This window comes from Thiocystis violascens DSM 198 (assembly GCF_000227745.2).
In the GTDB taxonomy this organism is placed as follows: Bacteria; Pseudomonadota; Gammaproteobacteria; order Chromatiales; family Chromatiaceae; genus Chromatium; species Chromatium violascens.
Genome location: NC_018012.1, coordinates 1,140,704 through 1,158,232 on the forward strand (window position 1 = coordinate 1,140,704; position 17,529 = coordinate 1,158,232).

The 17,529-nt window shown below is 61.7% G+C and carries 18 protein-coding genes; 12 read left to right on the forward strand and 6 right to left on the reverse strand.

Features of this window, described 5'->3' with window-relative positions; genetic code table 11:
• Positions 1-2: 2 nt before the first annotated feature.
• The 11 genes from THIVI_RS05135 (at position 3) to THIVI_RS05180 (ending at position 8,323) form a co-directional block, all read left to right on the forward strand.
• A complete protein-coding gene (locus THIVI_RS05135; RefSeq protein WP_014777568.1) occupies positions 3-380 on the forward strand; it encodes a sodium:proton antiporter in 378 nt (125 codons plus the stop codon).
• Between the two features lie 2 nt (positions 381-382).
• Entirely contained in the window at positions 383-1,858 is a 1,476-nt protein-coding gene (locus THIVI_RS05140) for a complex I subunit 5 family protein (protein WP_014777569.1), read from the forward strand.
• On the forward strand, positions 1,855-3,627 hold the full coding sequence (locus THIVI_RS05145) for a proton-conducting transporter transmembrane domain-containing protein (protein WP_014777570.1): 1,773 nt from the start codon (positions 1,855-1,857) through the stop codon (positions 3,625-3,627). Before THIVI_RS05140 ends, THIVI_RS05145 begins: the two co-directional genes overlap by 4 nt.
• A gap of 1 nt (position 3,628) precedes the next feature.
• Positions 3,629-4,540, forward strand: a complete 912-nt coding sequence (locus THIVI_RS05150) for a respiratory chain complex I subunit 1 family protein (RefSeq protein WP_014777571.1) — start codon at positions 3,629-3,631, stop codon at positions 4,538-4,540.
• Positions 4,541-4,736: 196 nt separating this feature from the next.
• On the forward strand, positions 4,737-5,369 hold the full coding sequence (locus THIVI_RS05155; RefSeq protein ID WP_014777572.1) for an NADH-quinone oxidoreductase subunit B: 633 nt from the start codon (positions 4,737-4,739) through the stop codon (positions 5,367-5,369).
• Complete coding sequence (locus THIVI_RS05160) at positions 5,369-5,950, forward strand: NADH-quinone oxidoreductase subunit C (protein ID WP_014777573.1); 582 nt, start codon at positions 5,369-5,371, stop codon at positions 5,948-5,950. Before THIVI_RS05155 ends, THIVI_RS05160 begins: the two co-directional genes overlap by 1 nt.
• A complete protein-coding gene (locus THIVI_RS05165) occupies positions 5,947-7,047 on the forward strand; it encodes an NADH-quinone oxidoreductase subunit D (RefSeq protein WP_014777574.1) in 1,101 nt (366 codons plus the stop codon). Before THIVI_RS05160 ends, THIVI_RS05165 begins: the two co-directional genes overlap by 4 nt.
• Positions 7,048-7,063: 16 nt before the next feature.
• Positions 7,064-7,270: a type II toxin-antitoxin system HicB family antitoxin gene (locus THIVI_RS05170; protein WP_014777575.1), complete on the forward strand. Its 207-nt coding sequence runs from the start codon at positions 7,064-7,066 to the stop codon at positions 7,268-7,270.
• A 14-nt stretch (positions 7,271-7,284) separates the two neighbouring features.
• Entirely contained in the window at positions 7,285-7,443 is a 159-nt protein-coding gene (locus THIVI_RS23365; protein WP_245537378.1) for a type II toxin-antitoxin system HicA family toxin, read from the forward strand.
• A 20-nt stretch (positions 7,444-7,463) separates the two neighbouring features.
• Positions 7,464-7,856 (forward strand): 4Fe-4S dicluster domain-containing protein, encoded by a 393-nt coding sequence (locus tag THIVI_RS05175; RefSeq protein WP_014777577.1) that lies wholly within the window; start codon positions 7,464-7,466, stop codon positions 7,854-7,856.
• A 2-nt stretch (positions 7,857-7,858) separates the two neighbouring features.
• Entirely contained in the window at positions 7,859-8,323 is a 465-nt protein-coding gene (locus THIVI_RS05180) for a Na+/H+ antiporter subunit E (protein WP_014777578.1), read from the forward strand.
• A 136-nt stretch (positions 8,324-8,459) separates the two neighbouring features.
• Here the strand turns inward: THIVI_RS05180 and THIVI_RS05185 are convergent, their stop codons facing one another.
• From THIVI_RS05185 to THIVI_RS05195, 3 genes are all read right to left on the reverse strand, one after another.
• Positions 8,460-9,794 carry a paraquat-inducible protein A gene (locus tag THIVI_RS05185; RefSeq protein WP_014777579.1) on the reverse strand — a complete coding sequence of 445 codons (1,335 nt, stop codon included), beginning with the start codon at positions 9,792-9,794 and terminating at the stop codon, positions 8,460-8,462.
• A 19-nt stretch (positions 9,795-9,813) separates the two neighbouring features.
• The gene (dnaE, locus tag THIVI_RS05190; RefSeq protein ID WP_014777580.1) at positions 9,814-13,824 is read right to left on the reverse strand and encodes a DNA polymerase III subunit alpha; all 4,011 of its coding nucleotides are present in this window, start codon (positions 13,822-13,824) and stop codon (positions 9,814-9,816) included.
• A 102-nt stretch (positions 13,825-13,926) separates the two neighbouring features.
• Positions 13,927-14,448 (reverse strand): peroxiredoxin family protein, encoded by a 522-nt coding sequence (locus tag THIVI_RS05195; RefSeq protein ID WP_014777581.1) that lies wholly within the window; start codon positions 14,446-14,448, stop codon positions 13,927-13,929.
• Positions 14,449-14,622: 174 nt separating this feature from the next.
• On the opposite strand from THIVI_RS05195, the gene THIVI_RS05200 reads away from it, so the two are divergent.
• On the forward strand, positions 14,623-15,993 hold the full coding sequence (locus THIVI_RS05200) for a YihY/virulence factor BrkB family protein (protein ID WP_014777582.1): 1,371 nt from the start codon (positions 14,623-14,625) through the stop codon (positions 15,991-15,993).
• On the opposite strand, the gene THIVI_RS05205 is transcribed toward THIVI_RS05200, so the two are convergent.
• The 3 genes from THIVI_RS05205 to THIVI_RS05215 all read right to left on the reverse strand — a co-directional run bounded on the left by THIVI_RS05205 (position 15,983) and on the right by THIVI_RS05215 (position 17,503).
• The gene (locus tag THIVI_RS05205; RefSeq protein ID WP_014777583.1) at positions 15,983-16,531 is read right to left on the reverse strand and encodes a Slp family lipoprotein; all 549 of its coding nucleotides are present in this window, start codon (positions 16,529-16,531) and stop codon (positions 15,983-15,985) included. The two genes, THIVI_RS05200 and THIVI_RS05205, sit on opposite strands and share 11 nt — an antisense overlap.
• A 174-nt stretch (positions 16,532-16,705) precedes the next feature.
• Entirely contained in the window at positions 16,706-17,233 is a 528-nt protein-coding gene (locus THIVI_RS05210) for a Slp family lipoprotein (RefSeq protein WP_014777584.1), read from the reverse strand.
• Positions 17,234-17,305: 72 nt separating this feature from the next.
• Positions 17,306-17,503 (reverse strand): Trm112 family protein, encoded by a 198-nt coding sequence (locus THIVI_RS05215; protein ID WP_041447319.1) that lies wholly within the window; start codon positions 17,501-17,503, stop codon positions 17,306-17,308.
• Positions 17,504-17,529: the final 26 nt, after the last annotated feature.

Consider the following 17,529-nt stretch of genomic DNA (forward strand, 5'->3'; position numbering starts at 1 on the left):
CCATGCTGGAATTTCTCGATAGCCCCAGGGTGCTGCATAGCATCTACCTACTGGGGAGTCTCGCCCTGTTTTTTATCGGTCTCTATGGCCTGCTGGCCAAGCGGCATCTACTGAAGATCTTTGTCAGCATCGAGATCATGGAACTCGCGGTCTATCTGATCCTGATCGCGCTCGCCACCTCACCCGGCGAAACCGCGCCAATTCTCTCGGATGGCCTGTTGACGTTTACCGGCATGGCCGACCCGATCCCGCAGGCGCTGACCCTGACCGCCATCGTGATCGGCGTCGCGGTGACGGCGCTAGGCACCTCAATGGCGATTCAATATCACCGGCTGACCGGCCATGTTGGCGTCGATGCGATGACTGAATTGAAGGATTGACGATGACACTGCATTTCACGCCCCTCTGGTTCATCGCCCTCCCCCTGCTGCTGGCCTTTCTGTCGCCGCTGTGGGTACGGCTGCGTCTGCTTATGCCAATCTTGCTGGGTGCCCATGTCGCACTGTTCGCCCTGGCTTTGTCGTGGTTTCCGGCCGTGCGCACCGCGCCCTTCCTGGAAACCATCGTCATTGCCCCGCCGTTGGGGATTCATCTGCATCTGGATGCCGTCTCGCTGTTGCTGATCGCGCTGTTCAACCTGGCCGGCGCGCTGGTCGCGGCCTTTGTCTGGCTGGGCAACAGCGAACCCCATTTGCGCGAGCGTCCGGCTTTTATCCTCATCCTGCTCCTGATCGCGGGCAGCAACGGCATGGTGCTGACCGGCGACCTCTTCAATCTCTATGTCTTTCTGGAAATTTCTGGCGTCAGTGCCTATGCGCTGACCGCGCTACGGCGCGACAAGTCGGCCCTTGAGGCGGGACTTAAATATCTGATCATCGGTTCGGTCGCCGCGATCTTTTTCCTGTTCGCCATCGTTCTTTTGTATCTACAAACCGGCCAATTGAACATGGCCGCACTCGCCCGCGATTTCGCTGGCATCCCGGCCTCGATGCAGATCCTCATCGGTCTGCTGATGTTGATCGGCCTGGGCATCAAGGCGGAACTGTTCCCCTTCAACTTCTGGGTGCCGGATATCTACCGGGGCGCCGATCCAGAAATCACCGCGCTGTTTTCGGGCGTGCTGGTCAAGGCATTCCTGTTCGTCCTTTTCCATCTGGTGTTCCTGCTGCTGGCCGATCCCACCGTGGCGCGAACCTGGCTGATGGCGCTGGGCGCGCTCACCATGATCGTCGCGGAGGCCGTGGCGCTGCGCCAACAGGATCTGCGCCGCATGCTTGCCTATTCCTCGCTCGGTCAGGTGGGTCTGATCACACTGGCGCTCGGTTTCGCGTCCGAGGCGACGACCGCCGGCGCGCTCTTTCACATGGTCAATCACACCCTGATCAAGCTGCTGCTGTTCCTGCTGACCGCGTTGATGCTTCGACGTTTTCTGTCGGTTCGTCTGGCGGCTCTTCAAGGTCTCGGGCGCGCCATGCCGTTGGCGGCCGGGCTGTTCGTGCTCGGCGCGCTGGCCGTGCTGGGCCTGCCGCCGCTGAGCGGCTTCGCGAGCAAGCTCTGGATCCTCAAGGGCTTCGCCGAGGCGCAGGTCTTCTGGCCCATCGCGCTGATCCTGCTGGCCGCGCTGCTGGAAGCCGGGTATTACTTCCGCTGGATCAAGGTCTTTTACGCGCCCGAATCGCCCGTGACAGCGGGACAGCCCGAGGGTGACTGGGCCTATGCACCGCTGCTGCTGATCGCGGGTCTGCTGCTGTTACTGGGCGTGGCGCCCTTCCTGCTGGAAGACTGGTTCGTGCAGGCCGCTAGGGCACTGCTGGGACGCGGGGCCATTTTGGAAAGCGTGCTGGGAGTTCAGCCATGAACCTGATCGTCAAATTGCTCTTTCTCGCCCTCTCGCTGACGCCCGCCATGACCCTGCTGACCTGGGACAGCGGCGTTGCGTGGCCGCTGTTTGGCGAGATCACGCTGCTGTTCGACCTCAATCCGGTGTCGGGTTTTTTCCTGCTGTTGCTGGCGCTTGGGGCGCCTCTCGTGGCCCTGCCAATGTTGCGCGGGCCGCGCGACGAACCAGCCTATGCGCTCTACGCGCTGTTGTTGCTGGGCATGCAGCTCCTGCTGCTCGCGGGCGATTTCATCGGCTTCTTCGTCGGCTGGGAGATCATGACCTGGAGCAGCTATCTGCTTCTGCTGCGCTCTCCGCGCACCAATCTGGAAGGCGCGCAGTCCTATATCCTGTTCAATCTCGCCTCCGCCTTCCTGCTGCTGGCGGGGATTCTGGTCTTCTACAGCCTCACCGGCGAGTTCAGGATTCACGCCGTCACCGGATTGGATACCCTGCAAACGCTGTCGCTGGTCACGCTTTTCGGTCTCGCCTTCCTGATCAAGGTCGGCGCCCTGCCGCTGCATCTCTGGGTGCCGCGCAGCTACGATCAGGCGCCCGATGTGTTCAGCGCCTTCCTCTCGGCGCTGATGTCGAAGATGGGGATCTATGCGCTGATCCTCCTGCTGACGCTCTTCCCGGAGGGACTCGCGGGACTCTTCGGCCAGTTTCTCAAGGGTCCGGCGGCGGGTTACGCGCTGGCCTGGATCGGGGTCATCACCTCCATCGTCGCCACCTTCAAGGCGATCTCGCAGGAGGACATGAAGCGCCTGCTGGCCTATTCCTCCATCGCGCAGGTCGGCTATATCGTGACCGCGATCGGGGTCGGCAGTTCGCTGGCCATCGGCGGCGCGTTGTTTCACTCGCTGGTGCATACCCTGGTCAAGCTGCTGCTGTTCATCGCGATTGCCGGGATCGTCCTGCAAACCGGACACCGCCGTTTCATCGACCTCGGCCAACTCATCGGGCGGATGCCGATCTCCTTTTTCGGCGTCCTGATCGGCATCATCGGTCTGGCCGGCATGCCGCCGCTGCCGGGGTTCGCGTCGAAATACCTGATCTACGTTTCGCTGCTGGACGCCCAGTGGCTGCTGCTGCTCGCCGCCATGATCCTCTCCAGCACGGCGGCCTTCGTCTATTGCTACAAGCTGATCTACGGTCCCTTCCTGGGTCATGCGAATTCGCCCGAGGCGAAGGTGGCCACCGAGGCGCCCTGGCAGTATCTCGTCCCGCAGATCGTCCTGATGGGCTTGCTGGTCGGGCTCGGGATCTTTCCGGGCTGGGCCATCGAGATCCTCATCGATCCCGTCCTGACCGCCTTGGGGATGGCGCCCATCGGCGCGCCGGCCTGGGGACAACTCGCCACCGCCTATGGCGGCTATGACGGCGTGGTGCTGATGTCGGTGTTCGCGACGGTCTTCGTGCTGGTGACGGCGATCTTTTTCCTGCTGCGCGGGCGGATGCGTCAGGCGGGCAGTCCCTACGATCTCAGTTATGCGGGCGAGGTTCCAACCGCCGACACACCTTTGCATTATGGTGCCGGCATGGGTCGCGAACTGCGCCGTATCCCGCTGGTGGGCTGGATTCTGAGTCACAGCACACAGGGTTTCTATGCCGGTCTGGTCCGCCAGACCCAGGCCGCGGCCGGACTTCTGAGCGGGCTCTATTCGGGCAATCCGCAGACCTGGATCCTGCTCGCCGTCCTGATCCTGGCCGCCACCCTGACCGTCCAGACCCTGACCGGAGCCTGACATGATCCATCACCTCCTCGACGCTCTGGCCATGCTCGGCATGAGCTATGTCATGGGCTTCCTCTTCTATGGCTTCTACCGCCAGTTCAACGCCCGCGTGCAACGCCGCTGGGGACCGAGCATCTGGCAGAACTTCTTCGATAACATGAAGTTTCTGTTCAAGTCGGAGACCCTCAGTCATGGCGCCATGTTTTTCTTTGGCCCCATGATCATTATGGCGGGCGCGATCACCACGGTGCTCTTCGTTCCCTTCCTCAAGGACTCCATCTGGCTCCAGGGCTTTTCGCAGTCCGGCAACCTGATCCTGATCATTTATCTGCTAGTCGTCGGCCCGCTCGGTAACGCGCTCGCCGTCGGCTCCAGCGGCAACCCCTATGGCGTGATGGGCGTGACCCGCGGGCTCACCCGTCTGATGGGGCTGGAAGTGCCGTTCTTTCTTGGTCTGGCACTGGTGATGCTGCAACACGAGAGCGCCTCGGTGCACGTCATCATGGCCGCGCAGGACGGCATCGCCAATTGGAACCTTTTCACCAATCCGATTGCCTTCTTCGTTATGCTGTTGCCCTTCATCGCCAGCCAGAACGCCTCGCCCTTCGATGTGGTCGGCGCACCGGTCGAGGTTTATGCCGGACCCCGGGTCGAGTTCGGCGGGCGACTGCTGGGCATCCTCATGACCCAGAACATGATGATGACCGTCGCCAAGCTGGTGCTGATCGTCGATCTCTTTCTGGGCGGCGCCACCACGGTGCCGGTGTTGATTGCCAAGGCGTTCGCGCTCTTTCTGTTGACCGCCATGATCAGTCTGGCCTTTCCGCGCCTCAAGACCGAGCAGACAGTGGATTTTTTCTGGAAAATCCCCCTCGCGCTGGGTGTCCTTGGGGTCATCGCAACCGTCTGGTTGCCCTGGAGTTAAACCGCGCCTAGCGCGGTATATGCGGTTTTTTGGGATTGGTTTGGCCTCGGCAGCATTGATAAATGTCGGAGCTGACGCGGTTTAAAATTTTAAAAAATATAAAGTTTTAAACCCTGTCTCAACCGAAGCCGGAAAAACCCCCAAAGCTGGACACAATATGAGAATTTCGCAATTCACTCTGGACGCGGTTTAAAAAATGTATCACAAGAACGAATGCGAAGGATTTCAGTGCGAGCAGCGGATGCTGGAGGATTCGCTTGGTCAGCCGAACAGCGAATTCGGCATCCTTGACCGCCTGGTCGCCTGGTTTCGTCAGCGCAGCCTCTTCGTGCTCGCCTACGGCACCGGCTGTGGGGCGATCGAGATGCGCCCATTGATGACCAGCCGCTTCGACGCCGAACGCTTCGGCATCGTCGGCGCGCCCACCCCGCGCCAGGCCGACGTGCTGGTGGTCAGCGGCTATCTCGCGATCAAGACACTCAAGCGGGTCATTCGCAGCTACGAACAGATGCAGGAACCCAAATACGTCATCGCGCTCGGCAGTTGCGCCATCAACGGCGGGATGTACTGGGACTCCTACAACACCATCAAGCAGTTGGATCACTATCTTCCGGTCGATATGTACATCAATGGCTGCATGCCGCGCCCCGAGGCGCTGATCGAGGGCTTCGTGGCCCTGCAAAAGCGGATCAAGCGCGGCGACAAAGGCGGTTACGCGCACTATCGCGAAAACATCGACTGGTACAAGGCCAATCAGCGCAAGGTGCTCGGCGACAACATGCCGCCCGACTACACCTACGATTGGTATCACACCGGAGACCTCGCCTGATGCTGGACGCACTCCTGCCACAGCTTCACGGCTTCGAGATCCTCGCACAGACTCAGCGCGGCGAGCGACAGGCTTTCCTGCGCGTCCCCAAGGCCCAGCTCTTTTCGCTGCTCGTCCTGCTCAAACAGGGACACGGTTTCGTGACCCTGACGACCATCGCCTGCGCCGACTGGATCGAGGACGAGGTTTTTGGTTTGACCTATCTGCTCGAAACTGCCGGGCGCGACCGCGTCCTCGGGGTGCAAACGCACATCGGCCGCGAGGGCGATGAACTGGAGACCTGCATCCCGCTCTGGCCGCAGGCCGAGATTTTCGAGCGCGAACTGCATGAGATGTTCGGCATTCCCGTCGTCGGACACCCGAGCCTTGGCGACTTCATGCTGGAGGGCTGGCCCCACACCCCGCCCATGCGGCGCGAATTCGACACCCTGAAATTCGTGCAGGAAAACTACGAGATGCGCGAGGGCCGCGAGGACAATCGCGATGTCCGCGACGCGATTCGCCAGCTCAAGGACGCCAAGAAGGCGGCCAAGGCCCAGCAGGAAAGCGCGGCACAGCCGGACAACGGGGACGCGTCATGAACGAGACCATCAAAATCTTCCACGGCCCGCAGCACCCCGGCGTCACCGGCAACATGAGCATGGAGCTGGACCTTGACGGCGAAACCATCGTCAAGGCCACGACCCATGTCGGCTATCTGCATCGCGGCTTCGAAAAACTGATCGAGCGACGCACGGCGATTCAGGCGTTCACCATCGTCTGCCGGATCTGCGTTCCAGAGCCAGACCCCAACGAAGAGAATTTCGCGCGCGGGGTCGAGGAACTGGCCGGGCTGACGATCAGCGAGCGGGCCAAGTACATCCGTGTCATGGTCCTGGAGATGGCGCGGCTCCAGGCCCATTATCTCTGGATGGCCGGCCAGGGCGGCTCGATCGGGCATGAAGTCGTCCCGCAATGGGCGGTAGGCGAGCGCGATTTCATTCTGGATCTGTTCGAGCAACTGACGGGCGGGCGAGTGTATCACATGTACATCTATCCGGGCGGCGTCAAGCGCGACCTGCCCGATGGCTTTCTCGACCGTCTGCGCGATCTGCTCGACACGCTGGAACGTCGCCTGCCCGAATACGACCGCATCTTTTTCGACAACGCCGGGGTGAAGAAACGGCTGCAAAACGTCGGCGTGGTCAAACGCGACGAAGCCATCGCCAACGGCTATACCGGCCCGGTCATTCGAGCCTGCGGCATCCAGCGCGACGTGCGCCGGGATTCGCCCTATCTGGTCTACGATCAGCTTGAGTTCGACGTGCCGACCCAGACCGGCTGCGACGCCTATGCCCGCGCGCTGGTGCGCCGCGCCGAGATGGATCAGAGCATTCGTATCCTGAGACAGATCATCGACCGGATGCCGGCGGGCGAGATTCAATGCAAACTGCCCAAGCACCGCAAGTTCAAGCTTCCCAAGGGCGAAACCTTTGTGCAGACCGAATCCGCGCGCGGCGCCTACGGCTTTTACATGGCTGGCGACGACAGCGAATATCTGCGCCGGCTGCAAGTCCGCGGCCCGTCCATCGTCCATGCCTACACCCTGCTGGAGCCGCTGCTGGTCGGCGCGCAGTTGTCGGATGTCGCGTTGATCATGAACTCGCTGGGGATCTGTCCGCCGGAAATTGAACGTTAAACGTGACGAGGTACCGATGCAGCATCCTTTCACACTTGAATATTGGCAGGATGACGGGTGGTATGTTGGCCGATTAAAGGAAATTCCGGGTGTTTTCAGCCAAGGCGAAAACTTGGAGGAACTGGAAACCAACATCGAAGACGTCTATCGCATGCTGCTTGAAAGCGACGAGGATCACCGTCCGTCCGCGCTGACCAAGCAAATCTTGCTGGACGTGGCGTGAAGCGTGGAGATTTCGTGCGTGAACTGATCGCCGCTGGCTGCTCTCTCAAGCGTCATGGCAGTCGGCACGACATCTATGTCAATCCGGCCAATGGCATGCAGGCACCGGTCCCCAGACACCCGGAGATCAAAGACAGCCTCTGCGCGTTGATTCGGAAACAATTGCGACTGTAAGCACCTAAGGTAACATCATCATGGCCTGGAATCTCGATCTAAAGGGGCTGATTCACCCCTTCAGCGCGCTCAAGTTCAGCATCAAGCAGCCCTACACCTTAAATTATCCCGTCGAAAAACGTCAGGATGTCGAGGGCTATCGTGGCTTTCACCTCAACACGCTCAGTCTCTGCGTGGGTTGCGGGAACTGTCAGGATATCTGCATGAACGAGGCCATCGACATGGTCGAGCCGGTGGGTGAAATCAACCCCAAGAACGCCAGCGGACTGGTGCCCCGGATCGACTACGGCCGCTGCTGCTGGTGCGGTCTCTGCACCGATGTCTGCGGCCCGGATTCGCTGCGTCTCGAAAGCGACTGCATCTATGCCAGCGAGGATGCTGGGAGTTTTCTGTACATGCCAAAGGATCGTTAAACATGCAACGACTTCAATGGGGTGCCGTACTCTTCATCGTCTGGCTGGGCCTGACCAACTCCGTTCAGATCCAGGAACTGCTGGCCGGCCTCGCGCTCTCGGCGGCCATCGTCTGGATAGCGATTCCGGCGAGCGAGGAAAAGAGACCCTGGAGCCTCTTCGGACTCTTGGCCTATCTCCCAGTGTTTCTGAAAAACCTAGTGCTCTCGAACATCGACGTCGCCGGCCGAGTATTGAACCCCAGGCTACCGATCAACCCCGGCATCGTGAAGGTCCGAACCAACCTCACCCGACCTTATCAACGCCTTATGCTCGCCAACAGCATCACCCTGACCCCCGGCACCATCACCCTGGAAATGGACGGCGAGGACATGTATATCCACTGGATCGATGTCCGGAGCAGCCAACCCGAACTTGCCGGACAGTCGATCAAGGACGAGATGGAAGCCGCCATCTCCCGAATCTGAAGCAGCCGCCCCCTGGGAGCGCCGGCTTGCAGCCGGCCCTGGGGCAGCCGGCTTGTAGCCGACTCCCCCAATCTCCGACACAAGATCGAACACTCAAAAAGAAACGCTGGCTACAAGCCGGCGCTCCCAGGCGGTTTTACTCAAACTCCCGCTCAAGCACCGCCGACAACAGCAGACTCGCCATCACAAAGGACAGAAACAGATAAAACCCCGGCTCCAGCGACGTCCCGTTAGTCGTCAACAGCTCCACCCCCTCGCCAACCCGCCCCAGACTGCCGAGCTGACTCGCCACCAACCCATCGAACCCGATGTACGCCATGAAGATGGCGATCACCAGCACATCCGCCATCGACCATTTACCGGAGCGCAGCGCGAAAAACCCAACCCAGCCCGATCCGCGCGCCTGCCTGAAATCGTAGTAATAGACATAGGTCGCGATCAATTTGAGTGCGGGAAAAATAACGCTGAACAGGGTAATCAGCACCGCCACCAGCAGCATATCGGCGGCGCCGGTCTCCGCCAGGATCCGCACCACCTCGAAGATGCTCTTGCTCTGGAAATACAATACCTGATTCGTAAAGACGAGAGGCTCGCCCAGAAATTCCAGACGCAGTTCGCCGATGCGGGCATCGATCTCGATCATCGGCGTGAGCAGACCGCCCACGAGCAGGATCAGAATCGCCCCGGTCAGCAGCAGGAGCTTGAAGGAATCGAATCCCCCCCTGCCCCGCCGCGATTCGACCGTCAGGTCGATGTTCTTGGCCATCCGCGCCGATCCGCTCAGACAGATCAAGAACAACCCCGCCACCAGCCCCGCCAACCCCGCGAGTTGCTGAAACACCGGCAACCGCGCCGCCTGGATCAGGGTCTCCAATTTCGCTGAACAAGCCGCTGACTCGATGCAACCCTGACGCACGAACACCGCCTCCAGATGCGCGCGATCAGTTCTGGCAAAGGTCGAATCCGCCGATTGCCGCAGCAGACCGAGCACCTGCGTCTTGATCTCCTCTTTCGCCTCGGGCTTACCGAGTTGCTCGACCACCGCATCCGCGTATTGCGGGATCTTCTTGCGCAACTTTCTGAAATCGATCAGCAGATCCTGGACGCCCTGCTGCAGCACACCCTGAAGCTGATCCATCCAGGTACCGCCGCCGCTCAGGTTCCGCTGACGCAAATAGCGCTCGATCTCGACCAGCATGGTTTCGAGCACCTGCTCCACGACCTTCTTGATGCGCGGCCGATTCTCCGCCGTCAGCTCGAATTCGCTGACCTGTCGCTCGACGATGGCCGAGATTTTCGACACCCATTGATCGGCATCCAGCAGGCCATATCGGACACTTTCGATCTCGGCAAGATCGGTCTTGAGGGTCTTGACCCGATTCAGATCGCCGATCAGATGCACCAGCAGGGCGACCGCCGCACTGAAGAGAAGAGTGGCGAACACGCGCTTGACGATGAAAAATCCCGACATGTAGACATCCTTCGTGACCTTAAACGGACGCGAGACGACGTGTCTGCGTCTCCGGCATCGGAGCGGAAAGCAGAACCCGTTCATAGGAAACCTTCACCGCATCCGACCCCAAAAGTTGCCGCAGCCGCTTCAGCAAGGCATCCGTCGGCTGCACGCGCCAGGCATTGCCCAGCATCAGATCGCCGACCGCGCCGGGCCGGCGATACCGCAGACGCACCGGCAGATCGCCATCGCGGAAGGCGGCGAGCGCCTCCCGCAGCGACTCGATCCGCGCGGCGCCCTGGGCGTAATCCGCCGGGTCCGAGAGATCCAGAATCAGGGCCAGATGATCCGCCGCCGACTCCCGCGCCTGCTCGAAGGTTCGCACAGCGTCGGCGCGCAGGGTCCAGGCATCGCGGAACTCGTCGAAATTCAAGCTCCCGGCGATGCTCAGAAGTTGATCCGGAACCAGCAGATTGCGGAACTGATCGTAAAGCTCGGAGAAGACCGTCGCCTCGATGCGCCCAGTCCGGTCATCGAGCAGCACCGAGCCCATGCGCCCGCGTTGGGTCTTGCCATGACGTACGCTGACCACCAGACCCACCACGGTACGCTTCTCGCGATCGCGCCGATCCCGCCGCCCCAACTCCCGGTCGGTCTCCAGCAGCCGGGCGATGCGGGCGCCGCCCATCGCCTTAAGCTCGGCCTCGTAACGGTCGATGGGGTGACCGGTCAGATAGAGCCCGAGCGTCTCTTTCTCGCCCTGGAGTCGTTGTTCGTCCTCCCAATCGGCGTGGATCTCGCTCGCCAACTGCGGATCTAGCGGGGGCGCGGCGGTCGGCTCCAGCGCGCCGAACAGATCCGTCTGCCCCGCGGCCTGGGTGGCGTTGTGCTGCTCGGCGGTCTTGAGCGCCAGGGGCAGTTGCGCCATCAGGGTCGCGCGATTGGGACCGAGTCCGTCGAGCGCGCCGGCGCGGATCAGCGCCTCCAGCACGCGCCGGTTGACCTTGTGCAGGTCGATCCGACGACAAAAATCCCACAGGTCGCGGAAATCCCCGCCCGCCGCGCGCACCTCCAGGATGGATTCGATCGCCGCCTCGCCCACCCCTTTGATCGCGCCCATGCCGTAAATGACGGTGCCCGCGTCGCCGATGGTGAAGCGGTACGCGGAACGATTGATGGTCGGCGGCTCGACTCGGAGCTTCATCGCCCGGCACTCGTCGATCAGGGTCACCACCTTGTCGGTGTTGTCCATGTCTGCGGAGAGCACGGCCGCCATGAAGGCCGCCGGATAGTGGGCCTTGAGCCAGAGGGTTTGGTAGCTGACGAGGGCGTAGGCGGCGGAGTGGGAGTTAGAGCAACACAGACCCGACGCAAGCAGAAAATTGTGTTCGGGATGGTCTACTTCGAGATCGTAACCTTGATGCCATCCCACGAAAGTGGCTCGTACAGGCTGCCGAAACACCAAATGCCCTGCCAACTCGCCTTGTCCCTGTTCTCGAACAGCGGGATCCGTACCCCACACTCGCTCATTCGTTTGCAGGATTTTCCAGAGCGGAACTTGCCCGTCATCGGTCAGCCATTTGTGATCGAGGGTGCATTGCTCGCTTGTACCATCGTCAAATTCCACTAACCATAAAGGCACTTGCCCATGATCGTGCAGGACAACCACCGTGGATTGCACAAGACTGCCATCGGGATTCATGCTAAAAACAACGTCGCCAGCGCGGCAATCCTCGATGTGTTGATCGCCGGTTAGCGTCCGGATTTTTGTGAGGCGATGTACTGTCTTGTTAAATCCATAACCCGCAAATTTATCCATTAAATCAAAAATATAAGTCGCAACCGACGCATCGATCCCGCGTGCGACCGAGCCTTGCTCGAAGATCGCCCGCTGCTTGTCCATCTCGGACGCCTTCTTTTTTCCCATGGCGCGCCTAAGTAAATCCGCCCCGCCCAGCGAATACCCCGCCAGCACCTGCGCGATCTGCATCACCTGCTCCTGATAGAGGATGATGCCGTAGGTGGGTTTGAGGACGGGCTCCAGGTCCGGATGCGGATAGGCGACATCGGCGCGCCCATGCTTGCGGTTGATGAAATCGTCGACCATGCCCGATTGCAACGGGCCGGGTCGGAACAGCGCGACCAGCGCGGTGATGTCGCCGAAGCTGTCGGGCTGGAGCTTCTTGATCAGCTCTTTCATGCCGCGCGATTCGAGCTGAAACACGGCGGTGGTCTGACACTGCTTGAGCAGATTGAAGGCGCGTTCGTCGTGCGCATCGATGCGGTCGATCTCGACCGGCGGCTCGCCCTGACTCAGGCGGATAGGGTTGATGGTCTTGAGCGCCCAGTCGATGATGGTGAGCGTGCGCAGTCCCAGAAAGTCGAACTTGACCAGACCGACCTGCTCGACGTCGTCCTTGTCGAACTGGGTGACGAGATTCACTCCGCCCGGCTCGCAGTAGAGCGGCGCGAAGTCGGTCAGCTTGGTGGGCGCGATCACCACCCCGCCGGCATGCTTGCCGGCGTTGCGGGCCAACCCCTCCAGTTTGCGGGCCATGTCGATGAGCGCGCGCACTTCCTCGTCGTCCTGATAGGCGAGCTTGAGGTCGTCGCTCTCGGCCAGCGCCTTCCCGAGGGTCATGCCCAGCTCGAAGGGCACCATCTTGGCGACCCGATCGACGAAGCCGTAGGGATGCCCCATCACCCGCCCGACATCGCGCACCACCGCCTTGGCCGCCATGGTGCCGAAGGTGATGATCTGCGACACCGCCTCGCGACCGTATTTGTCGGCCACATAGTCGATGACCCGGTCGCGGCCTTCCATGCAGAAGTCCACGTCGAAGTCGGGCATGGACACCCGCTCGGGGTTCAGGAAGCGCTCGAACAGCAGATCATGCTCGATCGGATCCAGATCGGTGATCTTGAGCGCGTAGGCAACCAGCGACCCCGCGCCCGAACCGCGCCCCGGCCCGACCGGGATACCGTTGTCCTTAGCCCACTGGATAAAGTCGGCGACGATCAGGAAATAGCCGGGAAAACCCATCTGGACGATGACGTCGAGTTCCAGCGCGAGACGTTCGTCATAGGCGCGGCGCTGCTCGGCGAAATCGGGAGCGGCCCGGTCGAGGATACGTTCCAGACGCCAGTCGAGCCCCTGGCGGGATTGTTCGGCAAAAAAGGCATCGATCGTCATCCCGGCCGGCACCGGAAAGGCGGGCAGATAATTCTTGCCCAGCGTCAGTTCCAGATTGCAGCGTTTGGCGATCTCGACCGAGTTTTCCAGCGCCTCCGGGAGATCGGCGAAGAGTTCGGCCATCTCGCCCGGGGTGCGCAGATACTGCTCGTCGCTGTAGAGGCGAGGACGGCGCGGATCGTCCAGGGTGCGCCCCTCGTGGATGCAGACCCGCGCCTCGTGGGCCTCGAAATCGCTCGCCGCCAGAAAACGCACATCGTTGGTCGCGACCACGGGCACGCCGCGGCGGAGCGCCAGATCGACGCTCAACTCGATCAGTTCGGCCTCCGACTCGCGGCCGGTGCGGACCAGCTCCAGATAATAGCGGTCGCCGAACGCGGTCAGCCAACGGTCGAGCTGACGTTCGGCCACCTCGGGCCGTCCGTTGAGCAGGGCTCGGGCGACATCGCCCTGGGGACCGCCCGAAAGCGCGATCAGGCCATCGGCGGCGGATTCGATCCAGTCGGGCTCAACCTGGGGCAGCCCCAGATGCTGACCCTCCACATAGCCGCGCGAGATCAGTCGGGTCAGATTGCCATAGCCCCGATCATCCTGAACCAGCAGCACCAGCCGATGGGGCTTGTTCGCGTCCTCCGGATTGCGCACCCAGAGATCGGCCCCGGCGATCGGCTTGAGACCGGCCCCGACCGCGGCCTTGTAAAACCGCACCAGCGAGAAGAGATTGACCTGATCGGTGACGGCCACCGCCGGCATCCCGGCCGCCGCCACGGCCTTGACCAGCGGTTTGATCCGCACCAGTCCGTCGACCAGCGAGTATTCGGAGTGAAGATGCAAATGGACGAAACGGGGATCCACGAAGGCGCTGTATCCTGATCGGGCGGTGGCGAGCGGGGCTCGGGGGAGGCTAGTCTACCCCCATCCGGAGGCCGCTCGCAGAGTCGAAAAATCCATAGCACCCTAGCGTGGACGCTTGAGCGCGCGCACCTGATCCAACAGTGCGGGAGCGTCCCATTCCCGTTCGCCGGTCGCGCTGAACGCCAGCCGGCCTTCGGCGTCGATTACAAAGGTCGTCGGCAGACCGATGACCGGATAGCGTTGGGCGATGGTGCTGTCGGCGTCCATGGGGAGCGGAAAGCTGACCGGGGTGTCGGCGAGGAATTGCCGCACGGCCTCGACATCGTCGCCCACATTGATGGCGATCACCGCGATGCCCTCACTGGCGAGGATTTCATGGGCGCGCTGCATGGACGGCATCTCGGCGCGGCAGGGCGGACACCAGGTGGCCCAGAAATTCAGAATGATGGGCTTACCGCGATAGTCCGCGAGCCGATAGGTCCGCCCGTCCGGACCTGGCAGGTTAAAATCCGGTGCTGCGGCCTGATCCTCCACCGGTGTCAACGGCAGTTCCTCGACAGCGTAAACGACCGTGCCAAACCAACAGGGAAGCAAAACGAACAGACATCGGAGCAAGGGTTTCATGCGGCGAATCACTCTCGTGGTGGAGAACAAAAAACACCGCCGCGCGATCATGCTCGAATGATCGACGCGGCGGTGTCCTACAGACGCTTGACGACATATAAGGTGATCATGGACCAACTCAAGAACGAAAATGACACCGCAATTCCGTCGCCCCCCTCCCGCCGAGCACCTCGGATGAACCGGCTCCAGTCCATCGCCGAGCGGATCGACTCGCTGCTGTGGGGCCGCCAAACCGATCCGCAGCCGCGCTGGCAGGCGAGTCTGCTCTGGCTGGCACGCCTCCTCTACGCCCTGCTGCGCGATCTGACTCAGGGGAACCTGTCGCTTCAGTCAATGGGTCTGGTCTATACCACACTCCTCTCGCTGGTGCCCCTGCTGGCGGTCAGTTTCTCGGTACTCAAGGGTTTCGGGGTGCACAATCAGTTGGAACCCTTCCTGTTGAGCGCCCTGGAACCGCTCGGCGAGTCAGGGGTGGAGATCGTCGGGCGAATCATCGGTTTCGTCGATAACATGCAGGTGGGCGTGCTGGGCTCGGTGGGTCTCGCGACCCTGATTTTCACCGTCATCTCGCTGATTCAGAAGATCGAGCAGGTCTTCAACAGTACCTGGCGCGTCACCGAACAGCGCCGTTTCGCGCAACGCTTCGGCCTCTATCTGAGCGTGCTGCTGGTCGGTCCAGTGCTGTTCTTCTCGGCGGTCGGACTCTCCGCCTCCTTGAGCCACCAGCTCGCCGGACAGCCCTTGATCGCCACACCCGCCTTCGCCGCGCTGACCGAGACCTTCGGCCAGTTGGGGCCTTATCTGATGATCTCCCTGACCTTCGCCTTTTTTTACATGGTCATCCCCAGTACCCGGGTCAAGCCGCTCTCGGCCCTGATCGGCGCCTTGGTGGCCGGGCTGTTGTGGGAGCTCGTCGGCGACCTGTTCTCCGCCTTCATGGCCGGATCGACCCGCTTCATGGCGATCTATTCCAGCCTGGCGATCCTGATGCTGCTGATGATCTGGATCCATATCGGCTGGTCGATCCTGCTGATCGGCGCCAGCATCGCCTTCTATCATCAGCACCCGGAATACCTGACCACGCGCGCCCACGATCTGCGACTGAGCAATCGACTGCGCGAGCGACTGGCATTGATGGTCGCGGGCCAGATCGCCCACCGCCATGCGACCGGGGGACCGCCCTGGACGTGTCACGACCTGTCCAGGGCACTGGCCGTGCCCACGATCAATACGCAAAGCACCCTGCGCATGCTGGAACGATCGGGTTTTCTGCTCAGAACCGCCGACGAGGATCCCGGCTATGTCCCGGCGCGCGCGCCCGAGTCGATCAGGATCGCCGATCTGCTCGACGCGACCCGGCGCTTCGAGGAACGCGATAGCGGTTGCCCGGGCACGGTGCTGGACGCGGGCGTCCGGCAGGTCGAGCAGGACATCGCGGCCGCCATGACCGGCGCATTGAAGGACATGACGCTCAAGGATTTCGCCGCGCTCCAGCGGCGGACGGTCGCGACCCCACGCCCCGACACGGCGCACGCTAAAAGCTGATTCCAATTCCGCCGCCGACATGACCGCTCCCGCCGCCGATTCCGATGCCGATCCAGGGACGCGCCGGGCGCGTCGCGATGTCGCCGGGCGGCTGGCGTTCCGGCCAGAGGCGGATGACGGTCTCGTCCAGCACCGGAAAGCGCCTGTCGGCATCGCCGATCTGTCCTTCGGCGATCTCGCCTATTCTGCCAGTGGCCGTGACCTCGCGGCCCATCCGGTAGTCCAGCGGTTCCAGATACCCTTGATGACGGACCAGGAAGCGTCCCAGAGACCGAGCGTGCGTCAGGGGGCGTCCGCAGGTATCCAGCGGATAGCCGATGATTTCAAGCTCCGTGCCTGTCGTCAGGTGACGGGTCTCGATCACCCGCCCGCCCCAACTCACCACGGCGTCGGTGCCGCGCGCGCTGGCGGCAACCTCGGCGGGGGTCAAATCGCGATCGCCGACCGGTTTGACGCAGACCTCCCTGGTGGCGCAACCGTAGGCAACGGAACCGCTCATCAGCGCCGCGAGAAAATAGGCTTTGGACGACAGATGCATCGCTGGACCTCGGGTTCTAAGGCGCATTCGGCTCGCAACCGATCAGATGTCTCTGGAGCACTGCCATTCGGTGAAGCCGTTCGTGGTGAGGCCGTTCGTGGTGAAGCCGTTCGTGGTGAGGCCCTCGAACCACGAACGGCTTCACCGAACGGCAGTGATGGCTCCGAAAACGGTTTAATCCCAGGGAAGATACCAAGGGGTACGATAAATTCCAGGCCAGGGACCATACCAAGGGTAAGGCGCTGGATAGGGGTACCGAGGGATTGGTTTAGGCCATAGGTGCAAGGTTTCGATGGCGACCACCGGATAGCGGTAGGGAAACTCGCCAACCGGACGAGTCTCGACCGTGACGAGGATTCCCACGATGGTCAGGAGACGCTCGCTGGGATAGTCGGTCGGATCCCTGAAACCGGGAAACTCGGCAATGAAGCGGCCCAGACTCTGGGCATCGGCATCCGGTTCGCCGAAACGGTTCAATGGCCGCGCCAACACTTCGATCTCGGTGACGCGGGCAAGATTGCGCACCCTCAGGATGCTGCCGCCCCAACGCACCCGCCGACCGAGATGGCGCGCGGGCGATTCCCGCGCATCGGTCAGGGTTGGACTCGCGGTCGATGCCTCGCGGATGGCCTGGGGAACCGCGCCGACACAGCCGACGAGCCCGATCAGCACAAGCATCAGCGACAGGGAGCGAAAGATCATGGAGTCCGATGCAAGTTGGTCAGGGCGAGGTTGCGCCAAGACACGGAGCACGCGCGCCATGCCGAACGCGGTTTAATGCCCCTGACGATAGCCGTCCATTTCCTCCAGTAAAAGCTGCCGCGCCTCCTCTTCGAGCATCACCGGGATGTCGTCGCGGATCGGATAGGCGAGTTGCGCGGAGAGCGAGATGAGTTCGCCGCGATCCCTGTCGAGGATGAGCGGACCTTTGGTCACAGGGCAGACCAGGATGTCGAGCAGTTTTTTATCCAGCATGGGTTGGTTGCTCCGTTGCTAAA

Coding starts and splice junctions, on each gene's coding strand:
- THIVI_RS05180 (WP_014777578.1), top strand. CDS start 7,859: ATGCAACGACTTCAATGGGGTGCCGTACTCTTCATCGTCTGGCTGGGC.
- THIVI_RS05195 (WP_014777581.1), bottom strand. CDS start 14,448: ATGAAACCCTTGCTCCGATGTCTGTTCGTTTTGCTTCCCTGTTGGTTT.
- THIVI_RS05210 (WP_014777584.1), bottom strand. CDS start 17,233: ATGATCTTTCGCTCCCTGTCGCTGATGCTTGTGCTGATCGGGCTCGTC.
- THIVI_RS05185 (WP_014777579.1), bottom strand. CDS start 9,794: ATGTCGGGATTTTTCATCGTCAAGCGCGTGTTCGCCACTCTTCTCTTC.
- THIVI_RS05145 (WP_014777570.1), top strand. CDS start 1,855: ATGAACCTGATCGTCAAATTGCTCTTTCTCGCCCTCTCGCTGACGCCC.
- THIVI_RS05205 (WP_014777583.1), bottom strand. CDS start 16,531: ATGCATCTGTCGTCCAAAGCCTATTTTCTCGCGGCGCTGATGAGCGGT.
- THIVI_RS05140 (WP_014777569.1), top strand. CDS start 383: ATGACACTGCATTTCACGCCCCTCTGGTTCATCGCCCTCCCCCTGCTG.
- THIVI_RS05165 (WP_014777574.1), top strand. CDS start 5,947: ATGAACGAGACCATCAAAATCTTCCACGGCCCGCAGCACCCCGGCGTC.
- THIVI_RS05155 (WP_014777572.1), top strand. CDS start 4,737: ATGTATCACAAGAACGAATGCGAAGGATTTCAGTGCGAGCAGCGGATG.
- THIVI_RS05200 (WP_014777582.1), top strand. CDS start 14,623: ATGAACCGGCTCCAGTCCATCGCCGAGCGGATCGACTCGCTGCTGTGG.
- THIVI_RS05150 (WP_014777571.1), top strand. CDS start 3,629: ATGATCCATCACCTCCTCGACGCTCTGGCCATGCTCGGCATGAGCTAT.
- THIVI_RS05170 (WP_014777575.1), top strand. CDS start 7,064: ATGCAGCATCCTTTCACACTTGAATATTGGCAGGATGACGGGTGGTAT.
- THIVI_RS05175 (WP_014777577.1), top strand. CDS start 7,464: ATGGCCTGGAATCTCGATCTAAAGGGGCTGATTCACCCCTTCAGCGCG.
- THIVI_RS05135 (WP_014777568.1), top strand. CDS start 3: ATGCTGGAATTTCTCGATAGCCCCAGGGTGCTGCATAGCATCTACCTA.
- THIVI_RS05160 (WP_014777573.1), top strand. CDS start 5,369: ATGCTGGACGCACTCCTGCCACAGCTTCACGGCTTCGAGATCCTCGCA.